This is a genomic window from Flavobacterium stagni, assembly GCF_004122105.1.
GTDB lineage: Bacteria > Bacteroidota > Bacteroidia > Flavobacteriales > Flavobacteriaceae > Flavobacterium > Flavobacterium stagni.
The window spans coordinates 112,662-128,817 of sequence record NZ_SBKN01000002.1; the positions used below are offsets into that span (position 1 = coordinate 112,662).

A 16,156-nucleotide genomic window follows, 5' to 3' on the forward strand; every position below is an offset into this window, starting at 1 on the left:
GAGCGTCTTTACAAACTAAAACTAAAAAAACTTAGAATTGTGCAACTTCAGTCGAGTCTTTCATAGCAACTGTTGACGCTAAACCTAAAGTGACAGTATCTTGAACGGCATCAAAGTAAGATGTCCCTACAAAATTTTGATGCTTAACGGCTTTAAATCCTTCTTTTTGTAATGCAAATTCGCGTTCTTGTAACTCAGAATACCCTGCCATACCTCTTTTTTTATACGCCAATGCCAATTCGAACATTGATGTATTTAAAGCATGGAACCCTGCCAAGGTGATAAACTGGAATTTGTATCCCATTGCTGCTAAATCTTCACGGAAAGTTTCCATTTCTGATACGGATAATTTTGCCGCCCAATTAAAAGACGGGGAGCAGTTATAAGCCAGTAATTTTCCTGGAAATTCGGCATGAATTGCTTCAGCAAATTGGCGGGCTTGATTCAAATCGGGTGTGGATGTTTCTAACCAAATTAAATCCGCATAGGGAGCATACGATAAACCGCGATCAATTCCTTGTGCAATTCCGGCATTGACATAGTAAAAACCTTCCGCAGTGCGCTCCCCAGTAACGAATTTTTGGTCACGTTCGTCAATATCGCTAGTTAATAAGTTGGCTGCATCCGCATCAGTGCGAGCGATAATTAATGTTGGGACGCCCATTGTATCCGCTGCTAGACGCGCTGCGATGAGTTTGTTGATCGCTTCTTGGGTTGGGACTAATACCTTTCCTCCTAAGTGCCCACATTTTTTGGCCGACGACAATTGATCTTCAAAGTGAACCCCTGAAGCACCAGCTTCAATCATGCTTTTCATCAGTTCAAAAGCATTTAAATTACCGCCAAAGCCAGCTTCTGCATCAGCAATTATCGGAACTAAATAGTCTTTCTTTTCGCTAACTTTGTTTACGGACTGTATTTGATCTGCACGTAAAAGTGCGTTGTTGATTCGTTTTACGACCAACGGAACACTGTTTGCAGGGTAAAGTGATTGATCAGGGTACATTTCACCAGCTACATTGGCATCAGCAGCCACTTGCCAGCCACTCAAATAGATAGCTTCTAATCCGGCTTCCACTTCTTGTATTGCTTGGTTGCCTGTTAATGCGCCTAAACCAGCTACCCAACTTTGATGGTTTAATTTATGCCATAATACCTCAGCACCACGGCGGGAAATACTGTATTCAATTTGATAGGAACCTTGAAGTTCTACTACTTTTTCAGCACTGTAGGGTCGTACTATCCCATTCCATCTTGGATTTGTTGACCAATCGTGTTGTAATGCTTGAATTCGTTCAGATGTTTTCATACTTTTGAAAAGTTTTTGATAGTGATTCATATTTATTATTGAAAATGTGTACCGGATGTTGCCGCATCCGGTTTTTTTATTCTAAAAATTCGTAAGCTTCTAGGGTTAAGAATTCTGCAAGATCGTCTGCAGTAATCATTTTGAAAAAGAGTGCTGAAGCCAATTCAAATCGCCCCGACTCATAGCGAGAATCTCCAATACTGATTTTGATTTTTTCGAGTTCTTCTTGCACTAATTTTTGGTAATACGATGATGAGCATATTTCATTGTTTTCCAATACGACTTCTTTATTGCGCCAATGCCAGAGTTGAACTCGAGAGATTTCTGCTGTTGCCGCATCTTCCATCAAATGGTATAAGGCTGCAGCACCTGTGCCCATTAGCCAAGATTCTAAATACAAAATACCGACATGGATGTTTTTGCGAACTCCATTCTCGGTGATGGTTCCCTGAGGCAGTTCAACCAACATTCCCTCTGTAATTTGAAGTTCATTTCGTTTGATATGAAGGTGGTTTTTGGTAGGCATATGGGTATTAAAAACTTTCAACACTGGGGCAACCAAGCCTGGATGTGCGACCCATGTTCCATCATGGCCATTTCGAACTTCCCGTTCCTTATCGGTTATGACTTTTTGAATGGCAATCGTATTGGCATCTTCATCATTTTTAATTGGAATTTGAGCAGCCATACCACCAATTGCTAGGATATTGCGTTTGTGACAAACTTGTATCACTCGCAACGCGTAGGCTTGCATGAACGGACTTGTCATGGTCACTTGATCACGATCGGGGACGAGAAATTGGTCGTGTGTTTTTAATTTTTTGATATAAGAAAAAATATAATCCCATCTACCACAATTTAATCCAGCAATATGATCCCGTAATTCATAAATAATTTCATCCAGTTGAAAACTTGCTGTTATGGTTTCAATCAAAACAGTAGCTTTAAATGTTCCCGTTGGGATTTTTAAATATTGCTGAGCAAATACGAAGACTTCATTCCACCAGCGTGCTTCTAAGTAATGTTCCAATTTTGGGATATAAAAAAAAGGACCTTCTTCGTGTTGGTAGGCGTATTGTGCATTGTGAAATACAAATAATCCAAAATCGACCAAAGAAGCCGATAGCCGCTCATCTCCATAATAAAGATTTTTCTCTTCCAGATGTAAACCTCGGGGTCGAACCAATAATGTAGCAGTTTTAGGACCGAGTTCGTAGGTTTTGGTAGGGGTTTCTAAGCGTAAAGTTTTACGAAGGGCCGCGTGTAAGTTGAGTTGTCCATCCATGAGGTTTTTCCAAGTAGGCGCACAACTGTCCTCAAAGTCAGCCATGAACATGGAGGCACCAGAATTTAACGCATTAATAATCATTTTTGCATCAACAGGTCCTGTAATTTCAACTCTTCGGTCTTGTAATTTTTCGGGAATCGGAGCTGCTGTCCACGTTCCTGTTCGAATAGCACTTGTTTCTATTGGGAATTTTGGTGTAGCACCTCGATCAAATTCCAATTGCTGTTGCTTTCTTTTTTCTAATAGCACTTTACGAGAAGTATTGAATTTTTGGTGGAGTTGTTCAAGAAAAGTAAGTGCCTCGGGGGTCAAAAGGGAAGCGTAGTGCTCGGCATCTTTTCGAATTGAAATAGTTGTAGTTACAGTTTCCATGGTAGCTGATTTTTAATTTACAGCAATATTATAAAATTAAAAAACACAAAACAAGCGAACGTTCGCAAAAATGTAAAAAAAATTATTTTTGTGATTTTCCGCAAAAAAATTAAATTTGAAAATTAAATGGAATCAGTAAGAATGATAGAAGAAGAATATATTCGTTTGATATTTGGGTTGAAGATGCGACAAATAAGGAATGAGAAAGATTTGTCATTATTTGGATTAGCTAAAAAAACAGGATTGTCAAAATCCTATCTCAATGAAATTGAAAAAGGGAAAAAGTATCCAAAACGGGATAAAATTCTCTTATTAGCCGAAGCATTGGATACCAATTATGATGATTTAGTATCATTAAAATTGGATAAAAACTTAGCTCCCATTGGTGAAATTTTACAATCCAAAATTTTAAAAGAGATTCCCTTGGATATTTTTGGTATCCGTGAAAGCGATTTGATTGATATTATAGCGGATGCTCCTTTGAAAGTCAATGCTTTCATAACCACTTTGTTTGAGATTGCCAAGAATTACAACCTCACACGTGAAAGTTTCTTTCTAGCCGCACTTCGTTCCTATCAGGAAGCTCATGATAATTACTTTGAAGTGTATGAACAGCAAGTGGAACAATTTGCAAAAGCCTATTCAATTGATCTAAATCAAAAATTAGAGGTGAATGATTTGGAAGAAATTTTGATTGAAGAGTATGGTTATACAATCAATAATGAAGAATTGACACAGCATCGGGAATTGGATAAATTGCGTTCTGTATTTGTACCAAGTTCAAAAACTTTATTGGTTTCTTCCGAGTCGGATACTTCACAGCGTATGTTCATTTATGCCAAAGAAATTGCATACAATTATTTACAAATCACGGATCGGCTATATACCTTTTCATGGATACAGTTTGAACGGTTTGATCAAGTGTTCAATAACTTTGTAGCCTCTTATTTTGCTGGGGCTTTATTGATTCCAAAGAAACGATTAGTACAATCCCTGAAGTCCTTTTTCAATCAACCCCATTTTCAAGCGGATGCATTTGAAGCCTTGGTGGCAAATTTTACGGATTCACCCGAGACTTTTTATCAACGCCTGACGAATATACTTCCACATGATTTTAATTTAAAAAACCTATTCTTTTTGCGTTTTCGGTATAAACCTGAACGAGGAGCGATACAGTTAACCAAAGAATTGCATATTACAAATTCCTTGGATCCCCATGGGAATGAACATAATGAACACTATTGCCGCAGATGGGTTTCTATACGCAATTTACAAGTATTGCCTGAGTCTGAACTTACCCAATTGTCTGATGCTCAAATTTCATCCTATACCCATACCGAAAATGAATATTTAGTATTGTCAACGGCTACAAAAGATCCATTTCGTAGTGGTTATTATCGAAGTATCGCTTTAGGGATAATGGTCTCTCCTTTGGCAGTACAAACCATCAAGTTTTTGAAATCCGAACACTTAGTAAGGCGTACAGTAGGAATCACATGTGAATCATGTTCTCTTCAAGCGTGTGAAGAACGGGTAGCACCCGCCTATAAAATTGAGCGTGATGAACGGTATGCTCGAACCGGTCAAGTAGTTCAATCTTTGTTTGAAAAGTATAAATAAAAAAAGCCGGTGCATATGTACCGGCTTTTTTTGATTGTTTTCTTAGTTTAGAATTGCTCTCTTCCTGCAAAGTGGAAAGCACCTTCAATCGCTGCATTTTCGTCAGAGTCAGAACCGTGAACGGCATTTTCTCCAATAGAAGTTGCATATTTTTTACGGATAGTACCTTCCGCTGCATCAGCTGGATTGGTAGCTCCGATTAATGTTCTGAAATCTTCCACTGCATTTTCTTTTTCTAAAATTGCAGCAACGATTGGACCGCGAGTCATGAATTCTACCAATTCTCCAAAGAAAGGTCTTTCTTTGTGAATCGCATAAAATTGTTGCGCGTCAGCAACGGTTAATTGTGTTAATTTCATGGATACGATTCTGAAACCACCTTCAGCAATCATATTTAAAATACCACCGATGTGTCCTTTTTCAACCGCATCCGGTTTAATCATTGTAAAAGTTCTATTCCCTGACATTGTGTAAAATATTATTTTTTCGGGTGCAAAAGTAGTGTTTTGATTCAGATTAGCGAAATCATTTTAGTATAAAATAAAAAATCCTCAACATTTTCATATTGAGGACTTCATAGGACTAACTCTTGAATTAATTTTTGATCAGCTTGATGGTTTGTATAACTGTTGCCGTGTGGATTCGAGCCAAGTAGATACCCGGACTCAAATCGTTATTTTGTAAAGTGTATGAAGTACTAATAGGTAAAACCGAATCCAAAATTTTCTCACTTACATCCAATAACTCAATTTTTTCCATAGTTGCATTTCCTTCAAATGTCCATGTGGTCGAAGATGGATTTGGGTATGCTGAAAATTTTACTTTTTCGAAAGAAGTTGCATTCAATAAATCCGTAAAGGTATAATTGCCTGTCAACGGTTCAAAGGTTACATAATAGGTGCTTGCAGTAGGGATATTAATATCGGGTCCGCCTTGCGTTCCTGTTCCACTTGGGAAACTTGTTCCTCCCCAATCAATACCCCAAGCGTTGTTCTTGCGGAATTTAACAGCTCCTGTAGTAAGATTTACTTGTACATTATAATTGAACCCATCATTAGTTAGTAAATCAGTGTCGGTTGTCCAACCATTTAAAGCCGAGCCTAAGATTCCAATTTGAGGGTAATCAAAATTGTATACTCCAGTTACACGATTGAAGGTTACATACCATTCACCGCCGTTGATTGGAATGGAAGGACCAGAAGCTACAGCTGTTCCCGATGGGAAAGCGGTACTTCCGTAAGTAAGATTGTTGTTTCCATTTTGACGGAAATAGGCATTCCCAGAAGTAAAAGTAAAATTAGCGAGACTGTAATTCACATCATCACTGGTAGTCATAGATACACCGGGTCCGCCGTAGCCCAATTGTGCATCGACTGCAGGTCCCCAAAGATCAATGGTTGCTCCCGTAGCCGCACCTGCAAAGGAATAAGCTCCTGACAAACGGTTAAACGTTACATTATAGGTCCCAGATATTGTCGGAATATCAGCTCCTCCTTGGGTTCCAGTACCGTTTGGAAAGGTAGTTGAACCCCAGTTGACTGCCCAGTCCAAATTTTGTCTAAATTTCACAAATCCAGTGGAAACGGCTAAATTTGAAATGGTATACACAATGTTATCAGTTGTAGCCAAGGTAATTTCTGGACCATTGGTTGGTGGCCAGCCATTAACACCCGTTCCTACAATAGAAATGGTTTGTGCATTTGAAAAATAAAATGTGATTAGGGCAATAATTGTGAGTAGTTTTTTTGTCATAGTTTGGTTGATTTCACACTAAAATAATGTAAATGACTGACTTACAAAACTAAAAAAACGATTTGCGACAACTAAAACGTTGTAGTGTTAATAAATTAATCGAAAATGAATACCGAAAAACAACTTTCCAACGGATTCAATTCTTGTAGTAATCGTTCCATCCACACGGGGCCAAATTCCATATAGAAAGTGCTAAAATTGGCACTTCTTTCTTGTAATCCTTGATTTGGAAATAATTCATTTTGTAAAGCAATGATGCGCTCTAATTGTTCGCTATGAACCCTTTTTTCAGCACGAATCATTCTTTTTTGTAAGTTTTCTAATCCTTTAATTTGTTTTTGTTCTTGTGCTTTGACTGCACCCACAAAGGATTTATCGGTTTGTAAAGCCAATTGGTATAACGATTCAAATTGGTCTTTTAAAAATTGTTTTTGGGATTCAAAATCGAAGTTCAGCGAACTTAAACGTTGGGTGCTACTGATTTGTAATTGTTCTTGAGTGTTGAATAATTCTTCATATGAAACGGCTAACTTTTGCCGTTTCTGCTCCTGTTTTTGAGTCACATTGACTACAGAATTGCGTAACATCAATAGCGGGAATGTTACTTTAAACTGTGAAAACATTGTTTTCAATTCCAACCAATAGGCAATTTCGCCTCCACCGCCAATGTAAGCTAAATTAGGTAGAATAATTTCTTGATACAATGGACGAAGAAGCACATTAGGGCTAATGCACTGCGGATTGTTTTGGATCATCGACTCAAATTCAGCGAGGCTAAATTGCAGTGCTGTATTTAGAATGGAAACGTTATTTTTTTCAACAACGATGCGTTCGCGAATTCCTTCTGCGAGATAAAACAAATTCGTTTCGCGCGGATTTACTTGAACCTTGTAGGGAGCAAATTCTTGAATTGTTTTTTGAACGGCAAGATTGGAAACTTGCTCCCTTATTTCTTGTAAAACAAAAGGAACAAAGGCTTTTTTTAAGGAGTGGGCATCTCCATCAATGATAACCAAACCGTGTTCATCAAACAAAGAATGAACCAAATGCCGTGTTGCTTCTGCTAATGTTCGACCTTTTTGATACGCTGCATTGAAAAGTTCGCGTAAAAAATCACCGCGTTCACCCGAAGGAATTTGCGCATAGAATGTTTCCCGAGTGGGTTCAAAAGTATCGTCAATTAGAAAACGACCAACGGCACCGGTTTGCGGAGTATTCCATGTGATTTTTGTGTTTTGAAAACGAAACGACTGAATCTCTTCAAAATCATGATCTTCCGTAGCCATCCAATATACTGGGACAAAATCATGTTCGGGATACGTTTTCTTTAATTCGTTACATAAATTGATTACAGAAACAATCTTGTAAATGAAATATACGGGACCTGTGAACAGGTTTAATTGATGTCCGGTTGTGACGGAGAAAGTCGTTGACGAATGTAAGGAATCAAGATTGACTTTTGTTTTCTCAGAAATTTCAAATCCACGGAACTGGTCTTTTAATTCAGCAACAAGAACAGATCGAAATTCTGAAGGGTAGTTAGCGGATTTCTCAACCAATTGAGCTTTGAAATTTTCCAAATTAGGATACCGATTATACCACGATTGCACCTTCGGATTTTGATCCAGGTAATCTTTAATTAAGGAAGAAAATTGGTGCAAACTGCGGTAATCGATACAGTCGGTGTCCATGCTAGAAATTTTAAGCAAAAATACAACTTAAAATTATCTTTTCAGGGTAAAATGTCCTTTGTGAATGATTCCGTCGGCCCGTTTCACTACAAACCAATAATCGTCAGAGGGACAGAGTGCACCATTATAAGTTCCGTCCCATGCATACCCATTTTTCATTTGGCGAATGAGCTTACCTTGACGGTCATAAATTTCTATAATCAATCCTTCTTCGTAAATGGAATAGTTGATGCTCCATCGGTCATTGTCGCCGTCGCCATTTGGGGTGAAAAATTTAGAATAATGCAACAATAGTGCATTGCCTTTTATGGTGCCACACCCTTTTTTATCCCGAATATGGATGGTGTAATACCCGGTTTCTAAATGATCGAATACATTACTATCTTGATAGTTACTACCATCTAAAGAATATTCATATTCGCCAATGCCATCGACAATAACTGTTATCACATTCTCTTCCAATGTCCAATCAACGGTGTCAATAGATGTAATGGTCGCTTTTTCAGATTCGGTTACCGTGAAATTCTTCGTTGAGGTACACACGAGTCCGTTATGATTTTCACCCACCGTTACCCAGTAATTTCCAGGTTGATTCACTAAAATGTAATTACCTGTTTGACCGGTTGACCACAAATAGGAATAATAGCCATAACCCGCATGAATAAAAGTCAAGGTGTTTTCACATACCGTATAATCATCTTGCATGGTAATGTAGGGGGAATCCAAGAAATTAAGGGTGATGGATACAATGGAATAACAAGTATATCCGTCAGTTACCCGAACAAAAACAATGTTGTTTGAATTCGACATCTGGTAGGAGGAAGGGTTAGGAATTGCAGGGCCATTGTTTTGGGCAGCAACGAGTGAAGCAAAATAGCTAAAACTATAGTTGGTGGCGTTGGTAATCAAGTTGGATTGGTATTGCGTCAAATCTATAATTTCACTCCCATCATTCAAATCATCACAATAATCGGTTGCATAATCATGGGCATCTGGATTGGGTATAAACATATTGTAAACATAAGCCGTACTTGTCAAACTATAACAAGAAGGTAAGCGCATTACCTTAATTGGATAAGACGTTCCACCATTGACAGGATAGAGTATATTAGATGTTCCCCAAGTCGCTCCTCCGTCAAAACTATACAAATCGCCTGTTGTTTTTATGGTTATAGTACCGTATTTATTACAACCCGGTTCATCGACGATATAATCGGGATAATTGGTTTCTAGATTATCGAGATACACATAAACATTTGGAGAGGTACACCCCAATGCATCTTTGATTTTGATAATATAACTATCCGCCACTAAATTGGTTAACGTATTTGAAGTTTGCCATGTTTGTCCACCATCGAAACTATAAGCTGTGGCTGGAGTTGTAATGGTGATACTTCCTAAATTCCCACAATAGGGATCGATTTTATCAAATGTAGGTGGGTCTAAAAATTCGCCATCCAATTCAACCGCATAGTAATTGGAAAAACACCCATTACTATCTTTTGTTCGGATATTGTATGTCCCAGAAGGTAAACCTGTCGCTGTTGGATTCGTAACCCAAGTTACCCCATCGTCAAAACTATAGAAATCGGCTACTGTGGTAATAGTAATGGTACCCGTATCGCCACAAAAATCAGGTTGATCCACAGTGAAATTGGGGAATGGGGCTTGAAATTGCGAAATTTGTACCCCTGAATTGTAAGAAGTACAACCCGCAACCGTTTGAATTTTTACTTCATAGTAACCCGGCAATAAACCACTAATTGTATTCGAAGTTCCCCATGTCACACCACCATCAAAACTATAAAGACTCGCAGGAGATGTAACTGTAATACTTCCTGTGGTAGCAGCACATCCCGGTTGAATAATCGTCAAATCGGGTAGTGGTGCCGTTGCAGAATTGGTGATGGTCACCATTGCATTGGATATACAACCGTTGGAATCCGTTACTTGAACTGAATACGTTCCAACAGCAGTCACCACAATGGATGAAGTAGTGGCACCTGTACTCCAAAGGTAGGATACGCCCGGACTAGCCGTCAAGGTTGTACTGCCGTAACAAACATTGAGAATACCTGATATGTAAGCAAATGGATTGCGAACGGTAAGTTTTAAGGTCGTTATTTTATAACAGTTGGCGTCTACTGTAACACGAACAAATACAGTGGCCGTATAACTTTCAAAAGCGTTCGGTGTCGCAATCGGATTCGTGTTGGCGGTAGCATCAGCGAGGGTGGTGAAAAAAGCAAACGTGACTCCGGGTGCAGAAGTTATTTGATTTTGTACCAATGTTAGATTAAAAAACTCTTTCCCGTCATCATTTCCATCACAAAGAGATAAATTTCCTGGAGAAACGGGCAATGGGCAGTTCGTACAATTTAAAAACCAAATGTCCCAACCCGCATTGGCATCATTGTCAGAAACTGAATTAAAACTGGTCCCCGAACAATTGGTTTGTGCCACTCCGAAGCTGATAGTGACCCCCACATTATAAGCCCCTGTGGTTATGTTGGGTAGATTGGCAGCCGCTAAACTAAAACAGAATTGTTGATTGGTTATATCTAATGTTGTTGGCGAAGAAGAAGAATACACCGTATTGTTATTTTCATCGCGAACTGTTAATTGTATGCTTGCAATTGTCGCTTGAATGCCCCCTGATGAAGGTAGCGAGAACGTTCCACAAACGTTTAACGGTAAGGTGGGACAAATCGCATTCAGCGGATTTAAAGTGACCAAACCTTGTAGAGATTCGTTGGAGTGTAAAAGACAAATGTCATCAATATAGGCATAGCCAAAGTGTGCCCCTAAACCACAGCGTGTAGCAATAAATTGTACGGTAAATGGTGTGTTATTCGGAATTGAAGAGATGTCTAAGAGTCCGGCCTGCCAATTGGGTGTATACAAAATCATACTGCCCGATTCCATGTAGGGGGCAATCGTAAAAATACAATTGTTTGGATCGCCAATTAAGCACATTTCACTGACCACTTGCCCTGAATTCAAAACAATTCTAACCTTGAAATAGGGCTGTTCATTGACATGGGCATCACCATCCACACTTTGCAATACCGCTTTATAATTGAATTTAAAAAAATCTTCGTTGTCGGTTTTAAAACGATGGGCTTCCATTAAGGTCGCCGTAGTGCTGCTCTCACGGTAATTTAATTTGACTGCAAATTGATCAAAAGCTTGAATATCGCCAATATAGGGGTCAATATAATTGGAAGGCACACTTGTAGCCATCACCGAAAAAGTGTTCGGATTGTAGTCGGCAATGCGCAAATTGGCCGGACTATCAACATTTAAACATTGAATGGGATTGATAAGGTCAGATTCTGTGTATTCAAAATTGCGTAAAACCGATGCTCCTCCAACTGTTTCAAACTCTTCAAAGTTTCCATTGGCACATAATTGTACAGCAGGTAAGGCATTCGGACTCACCACAGGAGTACTTTGAACCGATTTTTCTTGTTGGGATTTTCGCTTTAAAAAAGCTAGTTTTTCGGGATGAATGTTCTTGTTTTCGGTTTGATCAGAAGATTGCTGAGCAAATACAAAATGAGATACAATAAGGATTGTAAGCGTAATTATCTTTTTCATGGCTTAGATTTACGTGCAAATCTATGAAATAAGCCTTATTTTTGAAAAAAATAATCGTTAAAAAGCAAGCTTTGAAAGATATACTGCTTATCACGCCTCCATTTACTCAATTAAATACCCCTTATCCCGCCACGGCCTATTTAAAAGGGTTTTTGAATACGCGGAACATAACGAGTTTTCAAATGGATTTAGGACTCGAAGTGATCTTGGCTTTGTTTTCAAAAAAAGGGTTACAGCAAATGTTTGCAGTTGATGTTTCCCATTCCCTGTCTGAAAATGCTTTTCGCATACAACAGTTGCAAGAAGAATATATTCAAACAATCGACGTGGTCATTGCTTTTTTACAAGGCAAACAGCCCAATCTTGCCCGTCAAATTTGTGCAGGTCAGTTCCTGCCTGAAGCTTCTCGATTCAATCAACTCGATCATTTAGAGGAAGCCTTCGGTGCTATGGGATTGCAAGATAAAGCCAAGCATTTGGCTACATTATATTTAGAGGATATTTCCGATTATATCGTTGAATGTGTGGATGAAAATTTCGGATTTTCACGGTATGCAGAGCGATTGGGTCGGAGTGCCAACAGTTTTGACGAACTGCATGCGAGCTTGCAACAGTTCCCTACGTTTATTGATGATTTCACTTTAGCCCTCTTAGAAAAAAAGCTGCAGGAAATACAACCCAAGTTGGTCTGTTTTTCAGTTCCCTTTCCTGGAAATTTATACAGTGCTTTTCGTTGTGCACATTGGATTAAATCCAATTATCCCAACGTAAAAACAGCCATGGGAGGTGGGTTTCCCAATACCGAATTGCGGGAACTCAAAGACCCCAGAGTGTTTGATTATTTTGATTTTATTACGCTTGATGATGGGGAATTGCCAGTAGAATTGTTGCATACCAATTTAGAAGTACCCAAAGAGCAACAGGTTTGGAAACGAACCTACATGAAGGTGGACGGACAAGTGGTTTATAAAAACGATGCAATACAACCCGATTACAAACAAAATCAAGTTGGAACACCCGATTACTCTGATTTTTTACTGCAAGACTATATTTCGGTCATTGAAATGGCTAACCCCATGCATAGTTTATGGAGCGATGGACGATGGAACAAATTGACTATGGCCCACGGCTGTTACTGGGGAAAATGCACTTTTTGTGATATTTCACTCGACTACATCAAGGTGTATGAACCGGTCCACGCCAAAATAATTGTCGACCGAATGGAAACGTTAATTACCCAAACGGGTGAAAGCGGTTTTCATTTTGTAGACGAAGCGGCACCACCAGCCTTGATGCGGGAAGTGGCTTTGGAAATTATCCGAAGAAATTTAGTGGTGACTTGGTGGACGAATATTCGGTTTGAAAAGAGTTTCACATTAGACTTATGTCTCTTACTTAAAGCTTCGGGGTGTATTGCGGTTTCGGGAGGCTTGGAAGTTGCCTCAGATCGATTGTTGGACTTAATTCAAAAAGGAGTGACGGTGGCACAAGTCGCTCGTGTGACCCGAAATTTCACAGAAAGTGGCATTATGGTTCATGCGTATTTAATGTATGGGTATCCAACGCAAACGGTTCAAGAGACTGTAGATAGTCTGGAAATGGTGCGGCAGCTGTTCGAACTCGGTATTTTGCAATCCGGTTTTTGGCACCAATTTGCCATGACCGCCCACAGTCCGGTAGGGTTACATCCCGAAGATTATGGCGTAATTCCCGAAATACCAAAAATTGAATTTGCTCACAATGATATTCAATTTGTGGATCAAACAGGGATAGATCATGGCCAGTTTAGTTTTGGATTGCGCAAATCCTTATTGAATTATATGCACGGTATTGGGTTTGACTTTGATCTGCAGGAATGGTTTGATTTCAAGATACCTCGAACCAAAATACCCGCAAATTATATAGAAAAATGCTTGGAAAGTGAAATTGAACTGATCCCAAAACCCAATGCCAAAATAGTTTGGTTGGGCAATACACCCCATATTAACTATTATACCAAATCCAAAAAAGGGAATACATGGGCGATGGTTCAACTCGCATTTTTTCAAAAGATGGACACTGTCACAATTCATTTACCGGAAGAGGAAGGAAAATGGTTGATAAAAACTTTGGAAGAATTAAAACCAAATGCCCCACAAAAAACGTTTATTATTCTACAAAAGTCCTACGAATCTTCCTTTGAAAATTTTGAATTATTTTGGAATTCAAAATCAATTCAAATGCTTAAAAATCAATTGCTTGTGTTTTAAATTTCAAATTAAGCAAATTTTAAGAAAGAATTCGGTAGGGGAAACGTTTTATAAAATGTTTAACAGTTAAAATCACTTCGTCGATGAATACAACTAAAGTTTTAAAAATCCTCACAATCTTGGCCTTTCTGGTCGTAGCAGGGTATTTTGGAGGTCGTTATTACGCCTACAATATGGGCAAACGCGATGTTCAAAATGAAGAAGCAGCTTTTGTTTTGAAAGCCAAAGATATTGTTAAAGAATTCCAAACCAATGCCGATGCTGCCAATAAGAAGTACTTAGAGAAGGCTGTGGAATTTACAGGAAAAGTATCTTCCATTGATGGTCAAAATGTGATCATTGATGAAGTGGTAACCTGTAATTTTACAAAAGTTCCAGCAGAAGTAAAAGTAGGAACTGAATTAAAAATTAAAGGTCGCGTTATGGGATTTGACGATATGTTCGGCGAATTAAAAGTTGACCAAAGTAGTTTGAGTAAGTAATATCACAAGATCAATATGAAAATTAGTAAAGTAATTGTAAGCTTATCTGTTTTGTTTGCCTTCCAAATGGGACATGCACAAGACGATTTAATGAAAGAATTGGATGGAGACAATGCCAAAAAAGAAGTGGTTTCTGCCGCATTTAAAGGTGTTCAAATTGCCCAAATGCAATCCACTAAACTGCCTGCCAAGAAAGAATGGTATTTTGTAGTCTCACACCGTTTTGGCGATTTAAACAACGGGATTAACAACTTCTTTGGATTGGATGGTGCCCAAACAGAAATTGGTGGTATTTATGGTATTACCGATTGGTTGGCGATTCAAGCTTCTAGAAATTCAAACAATGAAAAAACCTATGAATTGGGTGTGAAATATCGTTTTGCTTCGCAACAAGTTGACGGATTTCCATTCACAATTGTAGGCTACAATACGGCAAATATTGATAGTTATAAAATTACGCAATTTTTTCCCAAAGCTAAATTCAATCACCGTATGGCCTTTGCGTCACAGTTGTTGATTTCCAGAAAATTTAACGAACGTTTTTCAGCCCAGTTGGCGCCCACATTTGTACACAGAAATTTGTATGATGGTTTAAGAGATCAAGAAAATGTGTATTTAATTGGGGCTGGTGCTCGTTTAAAATTATCAAAACGCATCAGTTTGACAGCCGATTATTCTGCCCGAGTTTCGTTACCGGATGAATTTAATTCGCCTTACCGAAACCCTTTTACTGTAGGTATGGATATTGATACGGGAGGCCATATTTTTCAATTGGTTTTCTCAAACACTCAAAATATGGATGATGTAAACTATTACACTCATGCTGGTGAAACTAAAAAAGGAATTTATTTCGGATTTAACCTATATCGCGTATTCTAATACCCCAATTACTATGAAAAATTTACACATCACATTTTTAATTTTAGCATCTGTCGTTGGTTTTTGGGCCTGTAGTTCAGATACCACACAAGATTTATCCGACTTAGTTACGGATCCAACTTATACTCGTGACATTCAACCTGTAATGAGTGCGGCTTGTACAAGTTGTCATTCTAATGGGGATCAGTTTCCCGATTTAGATAGCTACACAGCAGTAAAAGAAGCAGCTGAATTGGGCGAATTAGTTTGTCGCGTTCAAGGAGCTTGTAATGATATTATGCCACCCGATGGAGCTTTACCAACCAATACGGTGACAATGATTGGACTATGGAAAGACCATGGTTGCCCTGAAAATTAATACCCTATTAAAATGAAAAAGATTGGAATTGTAGTTTTGTTACTGACCTCAATGGTTGGTTTTTCACAGAAGATGATGACGCGTTCTGGTGAAATAAAGTTTGACGCTACAGTAGGTAGTTCGGTAGATGAAGTGAAAGCAACTAGCAATACCGTATCGTGTATTTTTGATAAAGCAACCGGTGATATTGCCGTTCAAGCGATGGTGAAGTCGTTCAAATTCAAGTCACCACTCATGGAAGAGCATTTCAATGAAAACTACATGGAAAGTGATAAATTACCCAAAACCACTTTTAAAGGAAAAGTTGTGGGATTTGAAGGCAAGTCAGGTAGTTTTGATGTAGAAGGGGACTTAACCATTCACGGTGTGACTCAAAAAGTGAAGACAAAAATGACGGTGACGGTAGCGGCAGGTAAAGTAAGTATCGCTGGTAATTTTACAGTGAAATTGAAAGATTATAACATCGATGTGCCTGCACTGGCAAAAAAGACATTAGCAGAAACTGCGAAACTTTCTGTGAACTTAGATTTAGCCCCCAAACCTTAATTTCTTAAAC

12 protein-coding genes are annotated in these 16,156 nt (G+C 38.6%); 6 read left to right on the forward strand and 6 right to left on the reverse strand.

The window, feature by feature from the left end; translation table 11 throughout:
• Nucleotides 1–31: 31 nt before the first annotated feature.
• Entirely contained in the window at nt 32–1,309 is a 1,278-nt protein-coding gene (aceA, locus tag EQG61_RS04925) for an isocitrate lyase (protein ID WP_129460798.1), read from the reverse strand.
• Nucleotides 1,310–1,385: 76 nt separating this feature from the next.
• A complete protein-coding gene (aceB, locus tag EQG61_RS04930; protein WP_129460799.1) occupies nt 1,386–2,969 on the reverse strand; it encodes a malate synthase A in 1,584 nt (527 codons plus the stop codon).
• A gap of 126 nt (nt 2,970–3,095) precedes the next feature.
• Here aceB and EQG61_RS04935 point away from each other — a divergent pair, with 126 nt between their 5' ends.
• Nucleotides 3,096–4,589, forward strand: coding sequence for a helix-turn-helix domain-containing protein (locus EQG61_RS04935; protein WP_235829026.1), 1,494 nt, complete (start codon nt 3,096–3,098; stop codon nt 4,587–4,589).
• A 47-nt stretch (nt 4,590–4,636) separates the two neighbouring features.
• Here the strand turns inward: EQG61_RS04935 and EQG61_RS04940 are convergent, their stop codons facing one another.
• The 4 genes from EQG61_RS04940 to EQG61_RS04955 all read right to left on the reverse strand — a co-directional run bounded on the left by EQG61_RS04940 (nt 4,637) and on the right by EQG61_RS04955 (nt 11,632).
• Nucleotides 4,637–5,056 carry a nucleoside-diphosphate kinase gene (locus tag EQG61_RS04940; RefSeq protein ID WP_129460800.1) on the reverse strand — a complete coding sequence of 140 codons (420 nt, stop codon included), beginning with the start codon at nt 5,054–5,056 and terminating at the stop codon, nt 4,637–4,639.
• Between the two features lie 127 nt (nt 5,057–5,183).
• Nucleotides 5,184–6,341, reverse strand: a complete 1,158-nt coding sequence (locus tag EQG61_RS04945; RefSeq protein ID WP_129460801.1) for a T9SS type A sorting domain-containing protein — start codon at nt 6,339–6,341, stop codon at nt 5,184–5,186.
• Nucleotides 6,342–6,436: 95 nt separating this feature from the next.
• Nucleotides 6,437–8,032, reverse strand: a complete 1,596-nt coding sequence (gene bshC / locus EQG61_RS04950) for a bacillithiol biosynthesis cysteine-adding enzyme BshC (RefSeq protein WP_129460802.1) — start codon at nt 8,030–8,032, stop codon at nt 6,437–6,439.
• 33 nt (nt 8,033–8,065) lie between these two features.
• A complete protein-coding gene (locus EQG61_RS04955; RefSeq protein WP_129460803.1) occupies nt 8,066–11,632 on the reverse strand; it encodes a T9SS type B sorting domain-containing protein in 3,567 nt (1,188 codons plus the stop codon).
• Nucleotides 11,633–11,703: 71 nt separating this feature from the next.
• On the opposite strand from EQG61_RS04955, the gene EQG61_RS04960 reads away from it, so the two are divergent.
• The 5 genes from EQG61_RS04960 (at nt 11,704) to EQG61_RS04980 (ending at nt 16,146) form a co-directional block, all read left to right on the forward strand.
• The gene (locus EQG61_RS04960) at nt 11,704–13,881 is read left to right on the forward strand and encodes a B12-binding domain-containing radical SAM protein (protein WP_129461018.1); all 2,178 of its coding nucleotides are present in this window, start codon (nt 11,704–11,706) and stop codon (nt 13,879–13,881) included.
• Between the two features lie 83 nt (nt 13,882–13,964).
• Nucleotides 13,965–14,363 carry an OB-fold protein gene (locus tag EQG61_RS04965; RefSeq protein ID WP_129460804.1) on the forward strand — a complete coding sequence of 133 codons (399 nt, stop codon included), beginning with the start codon at nt 13,965–13,967 and terminating at the stop codon, nt 14,361–14,363.
• Between the two features lie 15 nt (nt 14,364–14,378).
• On the forward strand, nt 14,379–15,242 hold the full coding sequence (locus tag EQG61_RS04970; protein WP_129460805.1) for a DUF5777 family beta-barrel protein: 864 nt from the start codon (nt 14,379–14,381) through the stop codon (nt 15,240–15,242).
• A 13-nt stretch (nt 15,243–15,255) separates the two neighbouring features.
• On the forward strand, nt 15,256–15,600 hold the full coding sequence (locus tag EQG61_RS04975) for a hypothetical protein (protein ID WP_129460806.1): 345 nt from the start codon (nt 15,256–15,258) through the stop codon (nt 15,598–15,600).
• Nucleotides 15,601–15,612: 12 nt separating this feature from the next.
• Nucleotides 15,613–16,146: a YceI family protein gene (locus EQG61_RS04980; RefSeq protein ID WP_129460807.1), complete on the forward strand. Its 534-nt coding sequence runs from the start codon at nt 15,613–15,615 to the stop codon at nt 16,144–16,146.
• Nucleotides 16,147–16,156 lie beyond the last annotated feature (10 nt).

Bases quoted from the DNA above. Each gene is read 5' to 3' on its own strand.
- aceA (WP_129460798.1), bottom strand. From the start codon at position 1,309: ATGAAAACATCTGAACGAATTCAAGCATTACAACACGATTGGTCAACA.
- aceB (WP_129460799.1), bottom strand. From the start codon at position 2,969: ATGGAAACTGTAACTACAACTATTTCAATTCGAAAAGATGCCGAGCAC.
- EQG61_RS04935 (WP_235829026.1), top strand. From the start codon at position 3,096: ATGGAATCAGTAAGAATGATAGAAGAAGAATATATTCGTTTGATATTT.
- EQG61_RS04940 (WP_129460800.1), bottom strand. From the start codon at position 5,056: ATGTCAGGGAATAGAACTTTTACAATGATTAAACCGGATGCGGTTGAA.
- EQG61_RS04945 (WP_129460801.1), bottom strand. From the start codon at position 6,341: ATGACAAAAAAACTACTCACAATTATTGCCCTAATCACATTTTATTTT.
- bshC (WP_129460802.1), bottom strand. From the start codon at position 8,032: ATGGACACCGACTGTATCGATTACCGCAGTTTGCACCAATTTTCTTCC.
- EQG61_RS04955 (WP_129460803.1), bottom strand. From the start codon at position 11,632: ATGAAAAAGATAATTACGCTTACAATCCTTATTGTATCTCATTTTGTA.
- EQG61_RS04965 (WP_129460804.1), top strand. From the start codon at position 13,965: ATGAATACAACTAAAGTTTTAAAAATCCTCACAATCTTGGCCTTTCTG.
- EQG61_RS04970 (WP_129460805.1), top strand. From the start codon at position 14,379: ATGAAAATTAGTAAAGTAATTGTAAGCTTATCTGTTTTGTTTGCCTTC.
- EQG61_RS04975 (WP_129460806.1), top strand. From the start codon at position 15,256: ATGAAAAATTTACACATCACATTTTTAATTTTAGCATCTGTCGTTGGT.
- EQG61_RS04980 (WP_129460807.1), top strand. From the start codon at position 15,613: ATGAAAAAGATTGGAATTGTAGTTTTGTTACTGACCTCAATGGTTGGT.